General features: G+C 67.8%; 22 protein-coding genes and 1 pseudogene. 16 read left to right on the top strand and 7 right to left on the bottom strand.

What is annotated here, in order from left to right; all coding sequences use genetic code 11:
* The first annotated feature begins 71 nt into the window (after nucleotides 1-71).
* A complete protein-coding gene (locus HZ989_RS07650) occupies nucleotides 72-1,094 on the top strand; it encodes a LacI family DNA-binding transcriptional regulator (RefSeq protein WP_209320276.1) in 1,023 nt (340 codons plus the stop codon).
* A 3-nt stretch (nucleotides 1,095-1,097) separates the two neighbouring features.
* Here HZ989_RS07650 and HZ989_RS07645 read toward each other — a convergent pair whose 3' ends face one another.
* The 4 genes from HZ989_RS07645 to HZ989_RS07630 form a co-directional block, all read right to left on the bottom strand.
* On the bottom strand, nucleotides 1,098-2,345 hold the full coding sequence (locus HZ989_RS07645; protein ID WP_209320275.1) for an MFS transporter: 1,248 nt from the start codon (nucleotides 2,343-2,345) through the stop codon (nucleotides 1,098-1,100).
* On the bottom strand, nucleotides 2,320-3,297 hold the full coding sequence (locus HZ989_RS07640) for an ROK family protein (protein ID WP_209320274.1): 978 nt from the start codon (nucleotides 3,295-3,297) through the stop codon (nucleotides 2,320-2,322). Before HZ989_RS07640 ends, HZ989_RS07645 begins: the two co-directional genes overlap by 26 nt.
* The gene (locus HZ989_RS07635) at nucleotides 3,294-5,117 is read right to left on the bottom strand and encodes an alpha-amylase family glycosyl hydrolase (RefSeq protein WP_209320273.1); all 1,824 of its coding nucleotides are present in this window, start codon (nucleotides 5,115-5,117) and stop codon (nucleotides 3,294-3,296) included. Before HZ989_RS07635 ends, HZ989_RS07640 begins: the two co-directional genes overlap by 4 nt.
* Before the next feature lie 80 nt (nucleotides 5,118-5,197).
* Nucleotides 5,198-6,304 carry a CaiB/BaiF CoA-transferase family protein gene (locus HZ989_RS07630; RefSeq protein WP_245162316.1) on the bottom strand — a complete coding sequence of 369 codons (1,107 nt, stop codon included), beginning with the start codon at nucleotides 6,302-6,304 and terminating at the stop codon, nucleotides 5,198-5,200.
* Nucleotides 6,305-6,803: 499 nt separating this feature from the next.
* On the opposite strand from HZ989_RS07630, the gene HZ989_RS07625 reads away from it, so the two are divergent.
* Nucleotides 6,804-7,301 (top strand): nuclear transport factor 2 family protein, encoded by a 498-nt coding sequence (locus HZ989_RS07625; protein ID WP_209320272.1) that lies wholly within the window; start codon nucleotides 6,804-6,806, stop codon nucleotides 7,299-7,301.
* An 8-nt stretch (nucleotides 7,302-7,309) separates the two neighbouring features.
* Here HZ989_RS07625 and HZ989_RS07620 read toward each other — a convergent pair whose 3' ends face one another.
* Both HZ989_RS07620 and HZ989_RS07615 read right to left on the bottom strand, forming a co-directional pair.
* Nucleotides 7,310-7,735 carry a DUF305 domain-containing protein gene (locus HZ989_RS07620; protein WP_209320271.1) on the bottom strand — a complete coding sequence of 142 codons (426 nt, stop codon included), beginning with the start codon at nucleotides 7,733-7,735 and terminating at the stop codon, nucleotides 7,310-7,312.
* A 53-nt stretch (nucleotides 7,736-7,788) separates the two neighbouring features.
* A complete protein-coding gene (locus HZ989_RS07615) occupies nucleotides 7,789-8,064 on the bottom strand; it encodes a metal-sensitive transcriptional regulator (RefSeq protein ID WP_209320270.1) in 276 nt (91 codons plus the stop codon).
* A 101-nt stretch (nucleotides 8,065-8,165) separates the two neighbouring features.
* Between HZ989_RS07615 and HZ989_RS07610 the strand changes: the two genes are divergently transcribed.
* The 10 genes from HZ989_RS07610 (at nucleotide 8,166) to HZ989_RS07565 (ending at nucleotide 16,934) form a co-directional block, all read left to right on the top strand.
* Nucleotides 8,166-10,520: a heavy metal translocating P-type ATPase gene (locus HZ989_RS07610; RefSeq protein ID WP_209320269.1), complete on the top strand. Its 2,355-nt coding sequence runs from the start codon at nucleotides 8,166-8,168 to the stop codon at nucleotides 10,518-10,520.
* A gap of 69 nt (nucleotides 10,521-10,589) precedes the next feature.
* Nucleotides 10,590-10,952: a copper homeostasis periplasmic binding protein CopC gene (copC, locus tag HZ989_RS07605; RefSeq protein ID WP_209320268.1), complete on the top strand. Its 363-nt coding sequence runs from the start codon at nucleotides 10,590-10,592 to the stop codon at nucleotides 10,950-10,952.
* Nucleotide 10,953: 1 nt separating this feature from the next.
* Nucleotides 10,954-11,871, top strand: a complete 918-nt coding sequence (gene copD / locus HZ989_RS07600; RefSeq protein WP_209320267.1) for a copper homeostasis membrane protein CopD — start codon at nucleotides 10,954-10,956, stop codon at nucleotides 11,869-11,871.
* 72 nt (nucleotides 11,872-11,943) lie between these two features.
* A complete protein-coding gene (locus tag HZ989_RS07595; RefSeq protein WP_209320266.1) occupies nucleotides 11,944-12,222 on the top strand; it encodes a hypothetical protein in 279 nt (92 codons plus the stop codon).
* Nucleotides 12,219-12,659, top strand: coding sequence for a Spy/CpxP family protein refolding chaperone (locus HZ989_RS07590; RefSeq protein ID WP_209320265.1), 441 nt, complete (start codon nucleotides 12,219-12,221; stop codon nucleotides 12,657-12,659). Before HZ989_RS07595 ends, HZ989_RS07590 begins: the two co-directional genes overlap by 4 nt.
* 73 nt (nucleotides 12,660-12,732) lie before the next feature.
* On the top strand, nucleotides 12,733-13,221 hold the full coding sequence (locus HZ989_RS07585) for a sigma-70 family RNA polymerase sigma factor (RefSeq protein ID WP_245162315.1): 489 nt from the start codon (nucleotides 12,733-12,735) through the stop codon (nucleotides 13,219-13,221).
* A 130-nt stretch (nucleotides 13,222-13,351) separates the two neighbouring features.
* A complete protein-coding gene (locus HZ989_RS07580; RefSeq protein ID WP_209320263.1) occupies nucleotides 13,352-15,151 on the top strand; it encodes a copper resistance system multicopper oxidase in 1,800 nt (599 codons plus the stop codon).
* Entirely contained in the window at nucleotides 15,151-16,299 is a 1,149-nt protein-coding gene (locus tag HZ989_RS07575; RefSeq protein WP_209320262.1) for a copper resistance protein B, read from the top strand. Before HZ989_RS07580 ends, HZ989_RS07575 begins: the two co-directional genes overlap by 1 nt.
* Nucleotides 16,300-16,315: 16 nt before the next feature.
* The gene (locus HZ989_RS07570; RefSeq protein ID WP_209320261.1) at nucleotides 16,316-16,699 is read left to right on the top strand and encodes a copper resistance CopC family protein; all 384 of its coding nucleotides are present in this window, start codon (nucleotides 16,316-16,318) and stop codon (nucleotides 16,697-16,699) included.
* A 10-nt stretch (nucleotides 16,700-16,709) separates the two neighbouring features.
* Nucleotides 16,710-16,934 carry an ammonium transporter family protein gene (locus HZ989_RS07565; protein ID WP_209320260.1) on the top strand — a complete coding sequence of 75 codons (225 nt, stop codon included), beginning with the start codon at nucleotides 16,710-16,712 and terminating at the stop codon, nucleotides 16,932-16,934.
* A 64-nt stretch (nucleotides 16,935-16,998) separates the two neighbouring features.
* Here the strand turns inward: HZ989_RS07565 and HZ989_RS07560 are convergent, their stop codons facing one another.
* On the bottom strand, nucleotides 16,999-17,298 hold the full coding sequence (locus HZ989_RS07560) for a toxin-antitoxin system, antitoxin component (protein ID WP_209320259.1): 300 nt from the start codon (nucleotides 17,296-17,298) through the stop codon (nucleotides 16,999-17,001).
* A 381-nt stretch (nucleotides 17,299-17,679) separates the two neighbouring features.
* On the opposite strand from HZ989_RS07560, the gene HZ989_RS07555 reads away from it, so the two are divergent.
* From HZ989_RS07555 to HZ989_RS07540, 4 genes and pseudogenes are all read left to right on the top strand, one after another.
* Entirely contained in the window at nucleotides 17,680-18,081 is a 402-nt protein-coding gene (locus HZ989_RS07555; protein WP_245162314.1) for a hypothetical protein, read from the top strand.
* Between the two features lie 48 nt (nucleotides 18,082-18,129).
* Nucleotides 18,130-18,762: pseudogene (locus HZ989_RS15320) on the top strand (TolC family protein); the annotation flags it as partial.
* Nucleotides 18,763-19,178: 416 nt separating this feature from the next.
* Nucleotides 19,179-19,442, top strand: coding sequence for a TolC family protein (locus HZ989_RS07545; protein WP_245162515.1), 264 nt, complete (start codon nucleotides 19,179-19,181; stop codon nucleotides 19,440-19,442).
* Complete coding sequence (locus tag HZ989_RS07540) at nucleotides 19,439-20,695, top strand: efflux RND transporter periplasmic adaptor subunit (protein WP_209322985.1); 1,257 nt, start codon at nucleotides 19,439-19,441, stop codon at nucleotides 20,693-20,695. The genes HZ989_RS07545 and HZ989_RS07540 overlap by 4 nt, the downstream gene beginning before the upstream one ends.
* Nucleotides 20,696-20,699 lie beyond the last annotated feature (4 nt).

Here is a 20,699-nt window from a genome sequence, read left to right as displayed (position 1 = left end):
CCGTCCGGATCGCGCGTTTTTCTTTGTCGATGCGGTTTGACCCCGGCCGCGCGACACCGCAAAGCGGAACGATGAACGACAAGACGGCCAAGATCGGAAGTCTGGCGGATCTGGCCAGGATCGCGGGCCTGTCGACCTCGACGGTGTCGCGCGCCCTGGCCGGCAGTCCGCTGATCCGTCAGGAGACCCGCGACCGGATCGCCGCCCTGGCCCGCGAACACGGCTATCGGCCCAATGTGGTCGGACGCAATCTGCGGACCGGCCGGACCCAGGCCATCGCGGTCATCCTGCCGCTGGGCCACGAGATCGGGCAGCCGGTGTCGGACCCCTTCTTCATCACCCTGCTGGGACATCTCGCCGATGCCCTGACGCGGCACGGCTATGACCTGCTGCTGTCGCGGGTGATCCCGTCAGACGACGACTGGCTGGCCCGGATGACCGATTCGGGGCGCGTCGACGGAGTCCTGGTCATCGGCCAGTCCGACCAGATCGAGACGATCGATGTCATCGCCGCGCGCTACCCGCCGCTGGTCGTCTGGGGCGCGTCCTTCCCGGGGCGGGTCCAGTGCACGGTCGGGACGGACAACCGCGTGGGCGGAGAGATGGCGACGCGGCACCTGCTGGATGCCGGACGGCGGCGGCTGGCCTTTTTCGGCAATCCCGACTTCCCCGAGCTGGGCGAACGCTATGCGGGTTTCCTGGCGGCGCACCACGCCATGGGCATCTCGCCTCCCGCCCATGTCCTGCCCGTCCATCTGACCCCCCAGACCGCCTATGAGACGATCGGCGAGTTCCTGGACGCCGGGGCGACCATCGACGGCGTCGTCGCCGCGACCGACATCATCGCCATGAGCGCGATCCGCGCCCTGACGGAACGGGGCGTGTCCGTGCCCGACGATGTTGCGGTGGTCGGCTATGACGACCTGGAGATCGCCATCCACGCCTCGCCCGCCCTGACCACGGTACGCCAGGACCTGCACGCGGGGGCCGAGGCCATGGTCGACCTTCTGATGCGTCGGCTGGGCGGCGAGCCGGCGGCCTCGGTCGTGCTGCAGCCGGAGCTGATCGTGCGGGATTCGGCCCCGGCCGCCTGATCCCTACCCGGCGGAGGCGGCCTCATAGTCACGGTCGTCGTTGGCGGCCAGGCGCGCTGCGGACGGATCGAACAGCCGGTTCAGCAGCAGGGCCACGAACAGGACCAGCGCAAAGCCGGTCGCCAGCACGAACCCGTACTGCGCCCCGCCGAAGGTGTCGCTGACGGCACCCATGGCCAGGGGCGACAGCACCGCGCTGACGCAGGTGAAGAACAGGATCACCCCGGCCACCGCCCCATGCTGCACCTTCGGGAAGCAGCTGATCCCCTTGGAATTCAGCGTCGGATAGATCACCGACATGAACAGGCCCGACAGGGGCAGCAGCCAGACCGCCGCCCCTTGCCCGCCCGCCAGGGCACCGGCGAAACAGATCAGGATGGCCAGGCTGGACGCGACCAGCACCGTGGTCCAGGCGAACCGACCCAGCAGCCACGCGCCCAGGAACCGCCCGGCCGCCCGCAGCACGAAGAAGATCGACAGGGCATAGGTCGCGATCAGGATGGCCGGGCCGCGATAGTCCGCCAGCAGCGTCGGCATCCAGACATAGATGGCCGTCTCCACACCGACGTACAGCATCGTGCCGAGGCTGAAGGCCAGGGCATAGGGATTGCCCATCATGGCCAGGGTGGCCTTCAGGTCTGCGGGCTTCTGCTGGCCGACCACGGGCCTCGGATAGCGGACCGCGGTGGCCATCGCGATCAGCACAACGGCCAGACCGCCCGCGATGACATACAGCCATTTCCACGACGCGCCGGAGGCCAGCAGAGCGGCCACCACCGCCGGGCCGACGATGGCCCCGACCCCGAAGAAACCCTCCACCGTATTCATCGTCGCCGTGTGGGACCGGGTGGAGGTCGAGATATCGCCGATCAGGGCCAGGGCCGCGGTCTTGAACACCCCGATGGCCGCGCCGGACAGGAACAGCAGCATCACGAAGAAGCCGAAGCTCTGGCCTACCGCGAACAGGAAGGCCGTCACCGCGAACAGGGCGAGGCCCAGGATGATCGCGCGCTTGCGCCCCAGACTGTCGGCCAGAAACCCCAGCATCAGACCCGCCAGGGCGATGCCGCTCATGGTCGCATAGTGAAACGACCCGGCCGCCGTCATGCCCAGGTCGAACTCCTGGATCACGCTCGGGATGATCACGCCGACCGAGTCGGTCGTCATCGCGAACATCATAAACATCATATAGGTCAGGGCCTTGATGACCCCGATATTGCCGGGTCTATCCGTCGGGCTGGCGGCCGTCATGGGGGTCTTCCTCCGGGGTGCCTCGGCTCGCCGGAACATCCGGGGCCTCGGTCGTTTGGGATGGGTGATAAAGCGCCTGCGCCAGGGCGATGGCCCCGAGGACACCGGACCGGTCACCCAGCGCAGGCGGGACCAGAAAGGCGTCGATGGCCTCGGCCGAGGCCAGATGAGGCAGGTATCCGCCCAGTTCGCCGCCCAGTCTCGACCGCATGGCGGCCAGGACGGTCGGGTGGCGGCCGACGCCGCCGCCGATGACGATCCGCCGGGGGGCGGCGACGAAACACAGCGTCGCCATGGCCTGTGTCAGATAGTCGGCCACCCGGTCCCAGACGGGGTCGTCGGCCGCCAGTGTCTCGCCCGGCCGACCCGTGCGGGCCGCCAGCGCCGGGCCGCTGACCAGACCCTCCAGACAGTCGCCGTGGAACGGGCACAGGCCGGGGAACGGATCGCGCGCGGGATCGCGGCGCACCTTGATGTGACCGGCTTCGGGATGGAGCGCGCCATGCAGGGGGGCGCCATTGATGATCAGGCCCACTCCGATGCCCGTCCCGACCGTGACATAGGCGTGGTCGCTCAGGCCCTTCGCGGCACCCCACCGCCCCTCGCCCATCGCCGCGCCCGCCACATCGGTTTCGAACGCCACCGGGACACCGAAGGCCTCTCGCAGGCGGGGACCGATCGAGGCACCACTCCACCCCGGCTTCGGCGTCGGCAGGATCGTGCCCCAGTCCGGCGCGGCCCGGTCCAGACGCGCAGGTCCGAAGGTCGCCACGCCGATGGCCTTCAGACTGCCGTATGCCGCCACGCTCGCGATCAGGCGCTCGACCTCGCCGAGGGTTTCATCCGGCGTCGTGGTCGGGATGCGCACGGGCTCGGACAGGTCGTGGGGTCCGGTGCCGAAGGCGACCATGACCTTGGTCCCGCCCAGTTCTATGCCCGCGAACACGCTCACGGCGTCACCAGCCAGCGAACGGCATAGGGGGCCAGCCGGGTCCCGTCGTCGTCATCCGCCATCCCCAGAACATCCCGGGCCTCCGCATATCCCCGAGGCACCGTCACCGGGACGCTCCGGTCGCTCATATTGGCCAGCAGCAGGAACCGCCGGGACCCCGCCTCCCGCGCGAAGGCCAGCACCGCCGGCGCACCGCCCGGGCCCGGGATGGCCCGGCCGGCGATGCCGAGGTCGTTCAGCCGACGCGCGGCGTCTCCGAGGTGTCGCATCGCCTCGAACAGCCCCTGGCCGACCGAACCCGGCGCGCGCCTCAGCTGCGCCCGATCCCAGTCCATCGTCGGTCGGTGCAGCCAGCGGCCATCGACGGCGCGAAGGGGATCGTCGGCGTAGGCTTCGTCATTCATCAGGCCGATCTCGTCACCCATGTAGATCAGGGGCCAGCCGTCCAGCCCGTGGATGATCGCATACAGCAGGATCAGCCGCTTCGCCGCCAGCCCGTCCGGGGTTGGATCGTCCTCCAGCCCGACCAGCGAGGCCGCCATGCCGTTGGTCGACGGCACGCCGCCGGCCGCCGTCTGGAAGGCGCGTCCGTTGGCGAAACTGCCCCCCTGTCCGTCATAGAAACGCGACCAGCGCGCCAGGTCCTCGGGCGGCGCATAGGCGGCCAGGGCGTTCCAGATCAGGTCGTCGTGACACCGGACGTAGTTCAGCCAGTTGGCCCCGTCCGGCCGGGCCGCGGCCGCGGCGATGAGCTTCGCCGCGATCGCCGCCTCGCCATCGGCCAGAGCCCCCCAGAGCGCCGTCATCACGCCGTTGCTGTAGGCCAGGTCGCAGCCGGGGGCCTCGCCCCCGAAGAACGGCAGGACGTCCTCCAGCCCCTCGATGGCCTCGGCGATCAGCACGACGGAAGGCGCGACGATGGACAGGGCCGCCCGCCAGGCCTCGACGATCCAGTAGACCTCGGGCTGGTTGCGGCAGCTGGTCCCCGGCCGTTTCCAGAGGAAGGGTGCGCTGTCGAGACGAAAGCCCTGAACCCCCTTGCCGGTCAGATACAGCAGGACGTCCAGCATCTCGGCGAAGACCGCCGGATTGGCGTAGTTCAGGTCCCACTGAAACGGATAGAAGGTCGTCCAGACATGGCCGCCCATCTCCGCATCCGGCGTGAAACTGCCCGGGGCCGTGTCGGGAAAGACGTCGATCAGATCCGTCTCCCACTGTGCGACGTCGTCCGGATCCTCGACCGTGATGTAGTAGTCGCGGTATCGGGGATCGCCCGCCCGCGCCGCCTGGGCCCAGGCATGCTCGCGGGCCGTGTGGTTGCAGACCACGTCCAGGATCACCCCGATCCCCCGCCCGCGCATCGCCGTCGTCAGGGCCTCCAGCCCGTCCATGTCGCCAAGGCGCGGATCGATCTGGCGATAGTCCTGGACCGCAAAGCCGCCATCGCTGTCGCCCGGCCTCGGACGCAGCAGCGGCAGCGGATGCAGCCACTTCACCCCCAGGGCTTCCAGATAGTCCGCGCGACCGGCAAGCCCGGCCAGGTCCGTGGCGAACCGGTCGACGTAGAAGGTGTAGACCGACTGTCCCGACGCCGACCGTGCCCGGGGCAGCGCCTGGATCTCTGCATCGAGCGCCAGAAGGTCGGCGCTGCGGCCCGCGCGATGGCGCGACAGGCTGGCCTCGATCCGGGCCAGGATGACCTCGCAGTCCGGATGGTCGCCATACAGGCGTCGAAAGCGGGCGTGCAGGATCCGTGCGCTCGTGTCCGCAGCGCGCGTCGTCGCGGATCGATCGGCAAGGGTCTCGGCCGTCAGGGTCATGCAAGCGTCGTTCAACATCGGGACTGGAAGAGCACGCTAGCATTCCTCCCATCAAATGCAATCGATTGCAGGTCGTGAGGTCAGGGTCGGGCGACCGTCCAGGCCGCAAGAGCCTCGGCCATGGCGCGGGCACCCGATGGCGGCGCGACATCGCCCACACTGTCGGCAAAACGGGGCGCCGGCATCGGGTGGCGGACCCCCTCCACGGTGGAAAAGACGCCGCGTTCGCGCGTCTGCGGGTGGTCTGCCGCCTCGGCGAAGCCGAGCACCGGCGAGACGCAGGCGTCGGTGCCCGCGAAGACCTCCGCCCAGGCGTCGCGGGGGCGGGTCAGAAAGGCGGCCTCGAACGCTGCCGTCATCTCTGGCCAGGCCGCGCGGTCGTGCTGAAAGAAGCGGTCGCGCGCGATGCCCAGGCCGTCCAGCAGCAGGCCGAAGAACTGCGGCTCCAGAGCCCCTACCGCGACATATCCTCCGTCGGCACAGGCATAGCAGCGATAGAAGGGCGCACTGCCGTCGATCAGGTTCGAGCCGCGCTGGTCCGACCACAGGCCGCTGGCCATCATGGCGTGGAACAGCCCGGACAGGACCGCGGTCCCCTCGACCATGGCGACATCGACCGTCTGTCCCCGCCCGGTCGCGCGGGCCTGCATGACGGCCGACAACAGGCCCACGACCGCGAACATGGCCCCGCCGCCGTAGTCGCCCAGAAGGTTGAGCGGCGGTACCGGCGGTCGATCCGCCTCGCCCATCGCATGAAGGGCGCCGGTCAGGGCGATGTAGTTGATGTCATGCCCGGCCGTCGGGGCCAGCGGACCGGTCTGGCCCCAGCCGGTCACCCGGACGAAGGCCAGTTTCGGATTGGCGTCCAGACAGACGTCCGGCCCGAGACCCAGCCGCTCCATGACTCCGGGCCGAAAGCCCTCCATCACCGCGTCGGCCCGGCCGATCAGCTCCACGACGGCAGACCGGTCGTCGGCGTTCTTCAGATCCACCTCGACATGGCCGCGATTGCGATGAAGCACGGTGCCGCCGATGTCATCCCACACCTTGGCCGCGTCGGCCCGGCGCGCGACGCGGATCACCTCGCAGCCCAGGTCGGCCAGGATCATGCAGGCCAGGGGAACCGGCCCGATCGCGTCGAACTCGACGACGCGCAGACCGGCAAGAGGTCGGGACCCAGCCATCATCACATTTGCCTCATTCCGATCAATCACCCGGTGGTCCATGGCTTCAGGGTCGGCCCGTCCTGCGATGGTCCTTGCGGTCGTCAGATCATTCCCACTCGATCACACAAAATGACCCAGGATATTGATTGTCTTGATTTTTTCTCGTTTCACCGAACATGGAACCGATTAGAAAACCGACAGACAGAAAGTATTTTGAAAACATTCGACAATTCTTGATCAATAAAATTTTCGTGAAATCGCGATCTTTCGCGGTCTATCGAACTTTCAGAACCCTCAGATGCAATGCAACCGACCTGATTCCCTCCGCGATCATGCACCATCACTTGGACGTACACTTTACCTCATCCGGAGATTGGTCGTCGAGCTTACCGCCTCGGTCGTATGGCGATTACGTCGGCAAAGCACTGAGGCGGCGCCGGCACGGGGAGTCGCCGGGCTCGCCTACGTTGGAAATGACATCTAGCGTGTGAAACTAGTTCACCGCTTCCGGGAAATTACCATGTCGGCCGCCAAGTGCCTCCTCGCCGTCGTCCTCTCTGTGTCGCTCACATCGGTCGGACCGGCGCTCGCCCATGAACCGCTCCAGGCCGCCGCAGCCTCCGTCGATGATGTGCAGGCCGAGGCGGCCGCGGCGACGAGTGTCGTCGACGCCTTCCACGCTGCGCTCGAACACGGAGAAACAGACGCTGCACTGGCCCTCCTGGCCGACGACGTCCTGATCTTCGAGGGCGGTGGGGCGGAACGGTCGAAGGCCGAGTACGCCGAACACCACTTGGCGGCCGACGCCGCCTTCTCAGCCGCTGTGCCCAGCGTCAGGTCCCGCCGCATCGCGCGCGCCGGTGCCGACAGCGCTTGGGTCGCAAGCGAAAGCCGAACGACAGGCGCGTTCAACGGCCGCCCAATCGACAGCCTCTCGGTCGAGACAATGGTTTTACGCCACGAGGCCGACGGATGGCGGATCACGCACATCCATTGGTCTTCGCACGCGGCGCGCTGATCTAGCGGTCAGGCGGCGGGAGCCGCAGACGCTCCCTTCTCGGCAAGCCAAGCGTCAATCAGGGTGATTTCGCGCTCCTGCGCCGTGATCACCTCCTGGGCCAGGTTCCGCGCTTGGGTGTCCTTGCCTTGCGCGAGTTCCACACGCGCCATCGAAACGGCGGCGACGTGGTGACCACGCATCTGCTTCATGAAGTCGATGTCCGCGTCTCCGGTGAAGGCGGGCATCGCCTCCATCATGGTGTTCATTGAAGCCTTGTAACCTTGGGTGGCGACGGAGTCGCCGGGCGCGGCCGCGGCCATGCCGCCCTCCATCGCGCCATGGCTACCCGCCGTTGCGGCGGCCTCCGGCGCCGCCACGGCGGGCTCTTCGGCTTGCGGGGAACAGGCCGCGGACAGGGCGCAGGCGGCGAGGACGAGGCTGATGCGTTTCATGACGGCTCCTTGATATCCCGACGGTAGCGACCAGGAGGCCTCGTTCGTTCCGTCTACCGTCCGGCCCGCGCCAGGAGTTCGATCAGTTCCCCGGCCTTGGCCTTTCGATCCTCTGGATCGTCGCCAGTCATAGCGCCCATGACGCAATGATCGAGGTGATCCCTCAGCACTTCGGTCTCCACGCGATGAAGCGCGGCGCGAACGGCTTGCAACTGGGTCAGCAGGTCGACGCAGTACCGGTCGTCTTCGACCATGCGCGCGATTCCCCGCACCTGGCCTTCAATCCGGCTCAACCTGTTGAGGACCTTGGGTTTCGTATCGGTTTGCATCTGACCTCGCCTTTCAGAACCCACATATACCCCATGAGGGTATCTTGCGATATACCCCCCACGGGTATATGTGAACGCTTCGGTCAACCGGAGACAGCGACATGTCCACGCATCCTCACAATCATGCCCCGGGTCACGCCTGCTGCGCAGCGAAGGCCTCGAACGGTGCGGCTGTGGTCAAGGATCCCGTCTGCGGCATGTCAGTCGATCCGACGACCACCGCTCACCGAGCCAGTCATGACGGTCAGGACTATTTCTTCTGTTCGGCAGGGTGCCGGACCAAGTTCGTCGGGGATCCGGCGCGTTACCTGAATCCCCGAGCGGAGTCCGAGCCGGCCGTTCCCGGCGCCATCTACACCTGCCCGATGCACCCGGAGATTCGGCAGGAAGGCCCAGGCTCCTGCCCGATCTGCGGCATGGCGCTCGAGCCCGAAATGGTCACGGCGGAAGCGCCGACCAACCACGAACTGATCGACTTCACCCGCCGCTTCTGGGTCGGTCTGGCCCTGACCCTGCCGGTCTTCGCTCTGGAGATGGGCGGGCACCTGACCAACCTACACAGGCTGATCCCGGGCCAGATGTCGAACTGGATCCAGTTCGCGCTGGCGACCCCCGTCGTCCTGTGGTGTGGCTGGCCCTTTTTCGAGCGCGGGTGGACGTCGCTGCGCACCCGTCGGCTCAACATGTTCACATTGATCGCCATGGGGGTCGGCGTTGCGTGGCTCTACAGCGTCGTGGCCGTCATCGCGCCGGGCCTGTTCCCGCCCGCCTTCCTGAAAGCCGACGGAAGCGCACCGGTTTACTTCGAGGCGGCGGCGGTCATCACCGTGCTGGTCCTCGTCGGACAGATTCTGGAACTGCGCGCCCGCGAACAAACCTCCGGCGCAATTCGAGCCCTGTTGGACCTCACGCCCAAGACCGCGCGACGGGTCCGCGCGGACGGCGTCGACGAGGATGTCTCCCTCGACCAGATCGCCGTCGGCGACCGCCTGCGGGTTCGGCCCGGAGAGAAGATCCCGGTGGATGGCGAACTCCTGGATGGCCGGGTCGCCGTCGATGAGTCCATGGTGACCGGCGAGTCCATGCCGGTTACCAAGGAAGTCGGCGACCGGGTCGTCGCCGGCGCTTTGAACAAGACCGGCTCCTTCATCATGCGCGCCGACAAGGTCGGCGCCGACACTCTGCTGGCGCAGATCGTGCAGATGGTGGCCCAGGCCCAGCGCAGCCGCGCACCGATCCAGCGGCTGGCCGATACGGTCTCCGGCTGGTTCGTGCCGACCGTGATCGCGATCGCCCTCCTCGCCGCCGTCGTCTGGGGCCTGGTCGGTCCGGAACCCCGCCTCTCCTACGCCCTTGTCGCCGCCGTTTCGGTCCTCATCATCGCCTGTCCCTGTGCGCTGGGACTGGCGACGCCGATCTCCATCATGGTCGGCGTGGGGCGTGGGGCGCACGCCGGCGTCCTGATCAAGAACGCCGAAGCGCTCGAACGCTTCGAGAAGGTCGATACCCTCGTTCTGGACAAGACCGGCACCCTGACAGAGGGACGTCCGTCGGTAACGGCGATCCTGCCCACCGAGGGCTTCGCCGAAGCGGACATCTTGCGTCTCTCGGCCAGCCTTGAGCGCGGCAGCGAACACCCGTTGGCCGACGCGATCGTCCGGGCAGCCAAGGACCGGGACATCCCCCTTTCCGAGGCCGTGGACTTCGACAGCCCGGTCGGCCGCGGCGTCCGCGGGACGATCGAGGGCCGCCAGGTCGCCCTGGGCAACACCCGGTATCTGGGCGAGCTTTCAATCGACGTCTCCACGCTGGAGTCGAAGGCGGACGCGCTCCGCCACGACGGGGCCACCGCCATTTTCGTGGCGGTCGACGGAAAGGCGGCCGGCGTCATCGGTATCGCTGATCCGGTCAAGGCGACCACGCCTGAGGCGATCCTCGCGCTGAAGGCGGCCGGCCTGCGGCTGGTCATGATGACTGGAGACAACCGAACCACGGCCGAAGCCGTCGCGCGGCGCCTCGGCATCGACGAGGTCCAAGCCGAAGTCCTGCCGCAGGACAAGGCGGCCGTCGTTCAACAGCTTCGTGCGCAGGGTCGGATCGTCGCCATGGCGGGGGACGGCGTCAACGACGCCCCTGCCCTCGCCGCAGCCGATGTGGGCGTCGCCATGGGGGCGGGGTCGGACGTGGCGATCGAGAGCGCCGGCGTCACCCTGCTGGGCGGCGATCTGCAAGGGATCGTGCGCGCACGGCGGCTCTCCCGCGCGGTCATGGGCAATATCCGCCAGAACCTCGTCTTCGCCTTCGGCTACAACGCCCTCGGCATCCCCGTGGCGGCCGGCCTGCTGTATCCCGTGTTCGGCTGGCTTCTCTCGCCGGCCTTGGCGGCGCTCGCGATGGCGCTCTCCTCGGTCAGCGTGATCGGGAATGCGCTGAGACTGCGCGCGGTGAAACTCTAGGCCGGCGAGGGAAAGGGGCGACCGCCGCGTATTTCTGAGACATCGTCTGGATGTCAGTGGAGTCACGACATGCGTTTCAATCGTTTCGTTCCCGCCTTCGCCGTCGCCGCGGCCGTGGTCATGACCGCCGGCGCAGTCAGCGCTCATGCGCGTCTGGTCAGTTCGACGCCCGCGGCGAACGCGACCGTGGCCGCACCCCGGTCCATCGCCCTTACCTTCAGCGAGCGGATGGTCCCGGCCTTCTCGACGCTTGAAGTCGTGAACGCGGCCGGCGCGAAGGCCGCCGTCAGCACGACCGTCAGCGAGGACGGCCGGTCGATCACGGGCGCGCTCGCGCGACCGCTCGCCGCCGGAGGCTATACCGTCAACTGGCAGATCGCCTCGAGCGACGGTCACCGCATGACCGGTTCCTACGCCTTCACCGTTCGCTGACGTGATCGAGGCCTGGGTCATTGGCCTGAGAGCGGTCCAGTACGTCGCGGCCGCCCTGTTGTTCGGTCTGCCCGCCTTCCTGATGTACAGCGCGCGGGCGACCGGACCCCTCCCCCTAGCCTGGCCTCGGCCTGCTCTGTTCTGGGCGGCGCTGGTGCTGGCTCTGGCGGCTCCGGCCGCCCTCGTCGCCCAGACCGCGATGATGGCGGGATCCCTTAGCGAAGCGATGAAGCCCGGTTCGCTGGGCATGATGGTCACCGGCATGGGTCTCGGCATGGCGCTGGCGGTGCGGTCCGCCACTGCGCTTCTGGCCGTGGCGGCGATCGCGATGATCAGACCCGGGCCCCGGCTGTGGTGGGTCTGCGCCTCACTCGGCCTTCTGGTCTCGGCGAGCTTCGCCTGGACCGGTCATGGCGCGGCTACCGAGGGTTCCGGACATGGGATCCATCTGGCGTCCGATATTTTACACGCCCTTTCGGCGTCGCTTTGGGTCGGCGCTCTGGCCGCCTTTGCCGCTCTGGTCGTGTGGCGGCCCAAGGAACCGTCCGCGCAAGACCTGGCTCTGGCGCGCGCCTTGGCCGGCTTCGCCGGTGTCGGCACGGCCGCCGTCGCTGCTCTTTTGCTGACAGGGGTGGTGAACAGCGCCTTCCTGGTCGGATGGAGCGGGCTTTGGACGCTGACCGATACGGCCTATGGCCGCTGGCTTATCCTCAAGATCGTCCTGTTCGGTCTCATGCTGAGCCTGGCCGCCGTCAATCGCTTCCGCCTGACCCCCGCCTTCGAGGCCGCCGGTGCGGATTCCAGTCCGGTGCTTGGTCACCTGCGGCGAAGCTTGGTGGTGGAATTCGCGCTCTCCCTCGCCGTTCTGACCATCGTCGCCGTAATGGGGGCGCTCGCGCCCCCGGCCTCGTTGCCTTGACGGCGCGAGACCTAAACCGAGGGATTTGGCTGTACGACGCGTATGGGACTAGGGGGCCGACAGAGGTGGAACATGACTGAGGACATCGATCGCCTGATCGCGAGCGCCCGGCCGGAGAGCCAGATCGCGCTTTCCGGGCTGGAGTCCGATGTGTGGCGCCGCATCGAGGACCGGGTCGGCGAACGGCGGATGGGTCAGGTTCGCGTCGCCGCTCTGGCCATGGCGCTCGTCGTGGGCGTCGCCAACGGGGGCCTGTTCGCCCTGTCCGCCAGGGCTGAACCTTCCGAAATGCGGGTGTTCAGCGTGTCGGCAGGCCTCTCTCCGATCGGGACTCTCGGAGCCGGCGAATGACGGCGGGGTGGCGGTCCATCGCGATCACGGCGGCGCTGGCCGCCCTTGCCAGCGGCGCGGGGACCTGGGCCAGCACAGCCTGGTTGATGAAGCGGCACGAAACGCCCAGTCTGCACAGCATCGTCCATGACCAGTTGGATCTCACGGCGGACCAGGAAGCCCGGCTAGAGGCAATCGAAGCCCGGTTCGCGTCGCGGCGCGGCGCGCTTGAAGCCGAAGTCCGAACCGCCAATCGCGAACTGGCGGACGCGATCGCGGTCAGCGAGGGCGACAGTCCGCAGGTCCAGGCCGCGGTCGATCACTTCCACGTCGCCATGGGCGATCTCCAGAAGGCCACCATCGCCCATGTGTTCAAGATGCGGTCGGTCCTGACGCCCCAGCAGGCTCAGGTGTTCGACCGTCAGGTCGTCGGAGCTCTCCTGCAAGACGCAGGGTAGAATCAGCGTGGATTCGGGGGTTCCACTCGGAGCACGGGCGGCGAAGGGCGACCGGGCCGCCTTCAGCGCGTTGATGACGGCGACCAAGGGCGACCTGCATCGCTTCGTTCGTCGATATATCGGCGACGACGAAGAGGCCTACGATGTCGTCCAGGAGACCTATGCGTCCGCCTGGCTCGCCATTCGCCGGTATGATCCGGGCCGCAGCTTTTCAACCTGGCTCCGCTCGATCGCCGTCAACAAATGCCGCGACTGGGGCCGCAAGCGCACGGTTCGCCGGGTGGTTCGCGGTGTGATGGGCCTGGACGCGCCCGAAGCCCTGGCGGTCGGGGATGGAGCGGCGACGCCCGAGGAACAGGTGGATGACGGACGGCGTCGGGCGGCGCTGGACCGCGCCATCGCCGATCTACCGGACGCCCTGAAGGCGCCGCTGCTTCTGACCGCCCTGGAGGGTCGGTCCCACGCCGAGGTCGCGCTAATCGTGGGGGCTACGCCCAAGGCGGTCGAGACCCGCGTCGCCAGGGCGCGCGCCAAGCTCGCCGAGGCGCTTCGGCGACTCTGACGTGGTCGTCGTCGCTTGAGGCGGTTCGATGCAAGGGGACCGGCGCGTTCATGCGTATTGGCAGTAGGACCGTCCGTTCTTCCGCCCGGAATGACGAGGTCGAGACAACCTGAGCGAGGACCGAGCCTAGATGTCGATCATGCGACTGGACCGACGCACCCTTCTACGCAGCGCCGCGGCGGGAGGCGGTCTGCTCGGCTTGCAGGGCCTTTTGCCCGCCTGGGCCCAGACCGGCTCAGCGGGTCTTCGGTCGGAGTTGCCGTCCCTCGTCGGCCCGAACATCAACCTCACGGTCGGCCACTCGCCGTTCTCGGTCGGGGGACGCACCGGTCATGCCGTGACGGTCAACGGACTACTTCCGGCGCCGCTGCTGCGCCTTCGCGAGGGTCAGAACGCCCGCCTGTCGGTGACCAACACCCTGGACGAGGACACCTCGATCCACTGGCACGGCGTTCTCCTGCCGTTCCAGATGGACGGCGTGCCGGGCATCAGCTTCCCGGGCATCCGGCCGCGCGAGACCTTCGTGTATGAGTTTCCGGTCAAGCAGTCGGGCACCTATTGGTATCACAGCCACTCCGGGCTGCAGGAGGCGATGGGCCACTACGGACCGATCGTCATCGACCCGGCCGGCGCCGATCCCGTCGCCTACGACCGCGAGCATGTCCTGGTCCTGTCGGACTGGAGCTTCATGCATCCCCACGATATCCTGGCGAAGCTGAAGAAGAGCCCCGGCTACTTCAACCGCCAGCGGACGACCCTGTCCGGTCTGCTCTCAGGCGCGGACGGCATGAGCCTCGAGGAGCGGCGCATGTGGGGTCAGATGCGCATGGATCCGCGTGACATTTCCGACGTGAACGGGACGACCTACACATTCCTGGTCAACGGCCATGGCCCGGAAGAGAACTGGACCGGCCTGTTTCGTCCTGGCGAACGCGTGCGCCTGCGCGTCATCAACGCCTCGGCGATGTCGATTTTAAATGTGCGAATTCCCGGCCTGCCGATGACCGTGGTCCAGGCGGACGGCGATCATGTCCGGCCCGTCGAGGTCGACGAGTTCCAGATCTCGGTTGCCGAAACCTACGACGTCATCGTCCGGCCCACCGAGGACCGCGCCTACACCATTGTGTCGGAAGCGATCGATCGCTCCGGCATGGGCCGCGCCACTCTCGCCCCACGCCTGGGCATGACAGCGGACGTTCCGCCGCTCCGGGAGGTTCCGACCCTGACCATGCGCGACATGGGCATGGGTGGGATGGATCACGGCGGGATGGCGGGCATGGACCATGGCGCGATGTCCGGCATGGATCACGCCGCCATGGGGCAGACCCCGGCCGCCGCTCCCGCGTCCGATATGGCGGGCATGGGGCCGATGAACATGAGGGACCCAGAAAACGCGCCGGCCGACATGGCGGTTGGCGTGGGCGTCGATATGATCGCCATGGCGCCCGCCAACCGGTTGGGCGACCGACCCCTCGGCCTGGAAACCGTCGATCACCGCGTGCTGGTCTACACCGATCTGGTTTCGCTCCAGCCGAACAAGGATCGCCGTCCGCCGTCCCGGACGATGGAAATCCATCTCACCGGCAATATGGAACGGTTCATGTGGGGTTTCGATGGGCGGAAGTTCTCGGAGCTTGTCGAGCCGATCCGCTTCGAACGAAACGAACGGGTCCGCGTAACCCTGGTGAACGACACCATGATGGGCCACCCAATCCATCTGCACGGCCATTTCTTCGAACTGGTGACGGGCGGGCCCGAAGGCCACCAACCTCTGAAGCACACGGTGAACGTCGCGCCGGGATCGAAAGTGACCTTCGATTTGACCGCCGACGCACCCGGAGACTGGGCCTTCCACTGCCACATGCTGATGCACATGCACGCCGGCATGTTCAATGTCGTGACGGTGCGGCCCATGGACGGAGCCGCCTGATGAACCGGCTTGCCCTCACACTCGCGCCCTTGATCCTCGCCGCCAGCGCCTTGAGCGCACAGGCCCAGGACCCACACGCCGGCCATGTCATGCCCGCGTCTCCTGCGCCAAGACCTGCCCCTGTTCCGGTCGCCACGCCTCAAACGCCCGCTCGGCCGCCAGCGCAGGATCCGCACGCCGGTCATGTCATGCCGTCGGCGCAGACGCCGCCCGCGGTCGATCCTCATGCAGGTCACGACATGTCGACCATGGCGCCAGCGCAGGCTGATCCGCACGCCGGCCACAACATGTCCACGATGCAACCCGCCCAGGCGGACCCTCACGCCGGACACGACATGTCTGCCATGAGCATGGGCCCGCCGGATGTCCCGACCAGCGCGGACGATCCCGGCAGACCTCCAGAGGCGGCGGCTCCGGCCGCCGCCCTGAGCGGTCCGACGCACGCCGCCGACCTGATCTTCGGCGCAGAGGCGATGGAGGCATCGCGCCAGACATTGATCGCCGAGAACGGTGATGTGCGCACCACCGCCGTCATCATCGACCGCCTCGAAACCGGCTTCGGCGATGGCGGGGACACCTACTTGTGGGACGTTCAGGGCTGGAACGGCGGCGACATCAACCGCTTTTGGTGGAAGTCCGAGGGCGAAGGCGATTTCGGCGGTGCTCTGGAGGAGGCCGAACTCCAAGCCCTCTACAGCCGCGCGGTCGCGCCGTTCTGGGACGTGCAGGCTGGCGTGCGCCAGGACTTCCGTTCCGGCGGGGACGACACGACCCATCTGGTCCTGGGTCTCCAGGGACTGGCCCCTTACTGGTTCGAAATCGACGCAGCCGCCTTCCTGTCCACAAAGGGCGACCTGACCGCTCGCGTCGAAGCCGAGTACGATCAGCGCCTCACCCAGCGCCTGATCCTCCAGCCGCGCCTCGAAATCGACGCCTCAGCCAGTGATATTCCGGGGCTGGAGATCGGCTCGGGCCTCTCTTCGATCGAGGCGGGCCTGAGACTGCGCTACGAATTCCGCAAGGAGTTCGCCCCCTACGTCGGCGTCGAGTGGAGCCGCGCGCTCGGAAACACCGCCGACTACATCGAAGCCCGAGGCGGCGAGGCGGAAGACACCCGCGTCGTCGTCGGCCTCAAGGCCTGGTTTTAACCGAAGGAGACCACCCATGATCCGCGTTCTCACCCTTACCGCCGCTCTGGCCTTCGCCGGCGCCGCCGCCGCCCAGGACGCGCACGCCGGTCACGCCGGAATGCAACGCCAGGCTCCGGCCGCATCCGGCATCGTCACCACCCCGGCCGACGGCGCGATGACATCCGGTTCGCCCGAACGGTTCAGCGCGACCTTCCCTCACCCGATGATGCTGAAAACCGTGACCCTCACCGCCGAGGGCCAGGCTCCGATCGTCGTGACCGCACCAGCTGCGCCAGCCGCCGCGACTGTCAGCGTAGCGTTGCCGCGTCTCGCGCCGGGAACCTATGCTGCCGCCTGGGCCGCCGAAGGTCCGGACGGACACAAAATGTCCGGCTCCGTCAGCTTCATGGTTCACTAGGAGAACGACGATGAAAGTTTCCAACCTGCTGGCCGCCGCCGGTGCGATCCTCGCCCTGAGCGCCGGGGCGGCTCTGGCCGCCGAGGGCTGCGACTGCTGCAAGGACATGGCTGCCGACGCCGCCATGAGCTGCTGTGACGAGATGAAGACCGATCCTGCGCCGACGGAGCCGGCGCCGCCAGCCCCGGCTCCGTCGGACACGCCGGCGCCCCAGGGTCACGCCGCCCACAACTGATCGGTCCGACCTGGCCCGCCCCCCGGCGATCTCCCATCGGGGATTGCCGGGGGGCGGGCCGGCGTCAGAGTGTTTCATCCCGTTCGTCGGCCTGCTCCAGCCTAGCGGGAGACGGCGCGGCGTTCATCCGGACGAAGCGGACGGTTTCGGCGCGTGTTTGCGGTTCGGCGACGAAGCCGGCGTCCGCAAAAGCGACGTGCTGAGGCATTTCAGGCCCGGACGGGTCCGCTCGCCACCATCCATCCGTGGTCGCGGCCTTCGGCAGAATGCCGCCGACGATCCGTTCGATGTCCCGGAATGTCAGGTCCACTTCGGCCTGTTTCTGGCGCCGAAGGAAGGTTGCGAGGGGCGCGTATTTGGCCATCGGCGTGTTTTCCTCCCCTGCCGCCTTCGGTCAAGCCCGACCTTCGCAACCCGCCGTGAGCGGTGTAGGCTCATCGTCGGCGGGTTCCGGGAACGATAGGCGTCGATCGAGAGCCAGGGGACGCGTCAGCGTCGGCGGCGATCGGCGGCGAAACGCCGGGCTTCCTCACAGAAGTTCCTGGCCCGCCCCCTCCCGCGACCGTTGCGTCACCTCGCGATCGGCCCGGTTGGCCGAGGCTTGATCGAAAGCGGCCGGCGATCCGACGACTGCGGTGCTGCGACGATCCCGCCGTTGCGCGGCACGGCGATTCCCCCTAACCGACGAGAATCGGGGACGTCCATCTTGCCGCCACTGCTCCGCCTCTTCTGCGTCTGTCTCGGCGTGACCATCGTGGTCGCGCTGCAGGCGCATGGCGTGATCAACACCCAGCATCGCATCGAACACGGCCTGCAGTTCCCAGGGGTGTCCTATGCGGCAGCGGCCATGGTCGACCACGATCATAAGCGCGATCAAGGCCACGGACATGAGCACGATCAGCCGGAGCCTTCACCGACCGACGACGCCTTGGCGTTCGAGGTCGCCGAGACGCCCGGGGACGGTCCGATCAAGCATCACCACCACGGTGGCGGTGACGTTCAGGTCGCCTTGGCGACGCCCGCACATCCGATCGAGTCCGTGATCAGGGCCTCCGCTGATCTGGGACCAACGCCAGACCTCACCCCGCCGGGATTCCGAGGTGACGGTCCTTCCCACCCTCCAAAACAGCAGCACCTGATCGTCTGATCCTGCACCGCCGCACGGCCGTGCGCGCCCTGTTTTTGGAGACTACCCTTGAGACATCCCCTGTCCGGTTGCGCCGGATCATGGGCGCGATATGGGGCCGTTTCGGCCCTCGCGCTCACTTTGACGGCTGCCTTGCCGGCGACGACGGCGTTCGCCCAAGCGGCGACGCCTCAGTCGCCGACCAACGCCCCGACACCTTCACTCCCTCTGGACGAAGCGTTGCGTCGCGCCGCCGTCGCGGATCCTGCCCGCGCCGGTCTGGAAGCCCGCGATCGCGCCGGCGAAGCCGCGGTGCGTCAGGCCGACGTCCGCCCCAATCCGACAGTGGGCCTGATGGTCGAGAACCTGCCCACGCTGGGCGGAGGCGACATCATCGACCGGACGGAAACGACCCTGTCCTATGAGCAGCGGTTCGAACGCGGCGGCGATCGAACCGCGCGTGTGGCGCTGGCGCGCGGCGAAGCCGCCGTCGTGCAGGCAGAAGCCGCGATCAGGCGACTGGACCGTCTTGAGCAGGTACAGCGCGCCTGGGCCGAAGCGTTGGCCGCCCAGGCTGAGCTTGAGATCGCGCGGGAGCGCCTCGCCCTGGCCGAGCGTTTCCAGGAAGAGGTGCAGCGTCGGGTCGACATGGCCCGCGACCCCCTGTTCGCCGGCGCCCGCGCCGAGGCCGAACTCGCGCAGGCCCAGATCGATTTCGATCAGTCCGAGATTCAGGCCCGCCTCGCCCGGGCCACTCTGGGGCGCTTCTGGACCGGCGCACTGGATTTCTCCCTCGATCCGGCCGACTTCCAGGACACCAGCGCCGCTCGCGAGGTGGCTGGGGCCGCCGCCGAGATCGACCTGGCGGTTTTGGCCGCGCAGCGTGACGTCGCCCAGGCGCAGGTCAGCCTCGAACAGGCGCGGGCCACGCCCGACGCGACGGTCAGCGTCGGCGTCCGCCATTTCTGGGATGGACAGGATCTCGGCCTGGTGGTTGGCGGCTCCATCCCCCTCGGCCGCTATGATCGGAACCAAGGCGCCATTGACCGCGCCAGGTTCGAGGGCGTCGCCGCCGAGGCCGACATGGCGGCCGCGAGCGGGAAATCGCGCGATTGCAGGTGCTCCTCGCGTCGCGGGCCCTGGAAGCAAGCCGCATCGCCAACGAGACTCTGCCGCAGGCCGAGCGCGCCGTCGTGCTCGTGCGCCAGGGCTTCGCGCGTGGCGGCTTCACCTACAACGACGTCATCGCCGCCCAGACCGCGCTTCTCGCGACGAAGGCGCGGAGGGTCGCCGTTCTCAAACAATTCCACATCGATCGCGCCCGCCTTGATCGGCTGACCGGCGCGCATGCCGACCTGCTCGGCCTGGAGACTCGCTCATGATCCGTCATACCCCATCGCGGCGCGTCATCGCCGCTTCGTTACTGGCCCTCGCGGTCGGACTTTCCGCTTGCGGCCAAGGCGGTTCGGCGGAAAAGACCGAAGAGGAAGCCGCCGCCGGCGACTATGAGCGCGGCCCCCATCGGGGACGGATGCTGCGCGACGGCGACTTCGCGCTGGAGATCACCCTCTACGAAGAGGGGCCTGAGCCGCTGTTCCGGCTGTATCCCTACTTCAAGGACAAGCCGGTCGATCCGCGACAGGTCCAGGCCGCCATCACGCTCAACCGCCTCGGCCCAAAGACCAACCGGTTCGTCTTCGCCGCCGAGAACGACTATCTGGCGTCGTCGGGGGTCGTCTTCGAACCCCATTCGTTCGATGTCGTGGTGACCGCCGCCCATGCCGGCAAGCAGCACCGCTGGGCCTATGCCTCTTACGAAGGTCGCACGACCATCACGGCCGACGCGGCGCGCGCCGGCGGGGTGACGGTCGAACGTGTCGGGCCCGCGACGCTTGGCGAGACCCTGCCCCTGACGGGCCGGGTCGAGATCACGCCCGAAGGCCAGGCCGAGGTGCATGCCCGCTATCCCGGGCGGGTTGTGGCGCTCAACGTCGCGCTCGGGACCCGCGTCTCACGCGGGCAGGTCATCGCCCGCGTCGAGTCCAGCGAAAGTCTCCAGACCTACGCGATCACAGCGCCGATCGCCGGCATGATCGTGGCCAAGAACGTCAATGTCGGCTCCATTACGGGAGGCGGCGAGCCGATGTTGATGATCGGCGATCCCACCCGGCTGCACGCGGAGTTCCTGCTCTATCCCCGCGACGCCGAACGGGTCCGCGCGGGTCAGCCGGTCATCGTCAAGAGTCTGGCCGGCGACTACACCTTCAACGGCCGGATCGAGGCGGTTCTGCCCTCGACCGATCTGACAAGTCAGGTCCTGATCGCCCATGTCGACCTGCCCTATCAGGGCGGCATCTGGCGGCCAGGATTGGGCGTGTCGGGCGAGGTGCAGGTCGGCGCCGGACAGGTTCCGTTAGCGGTGCGCACCAAGGCGCTCCAGCCGTTCCGTGACTTCACCGTGGTCTACGCCCGCTTCGGCACGACCTATGAGGTGCGGATGCTCGAACTGGGCCGCCGCACACCCGAATGGACCGAGGTCCTGAGCGGCATCGATCCCGGCGCCGAGTATGTGGTGGACGGCGCCTTCCTCATCCGCGCGGACGTCGAGAAGTCCGGCGCGAGCCACGACCACTAGGGGC

It is taken from the genome of Brevundimonas sp. AJA228-03 (genome assembly GCF_017795885.1).
Classification (GTDB): Bacteria; Pseudomonadota; Alphaproteobacteria; order Caulobacterales; family Caulobacteraceae; genus Brevundimonas.
The sequence above is the reverse complement of the archived record's forward strand: the minus strand, read 5'-3'. Positions and strand labels throughout refer to the sequence as shown.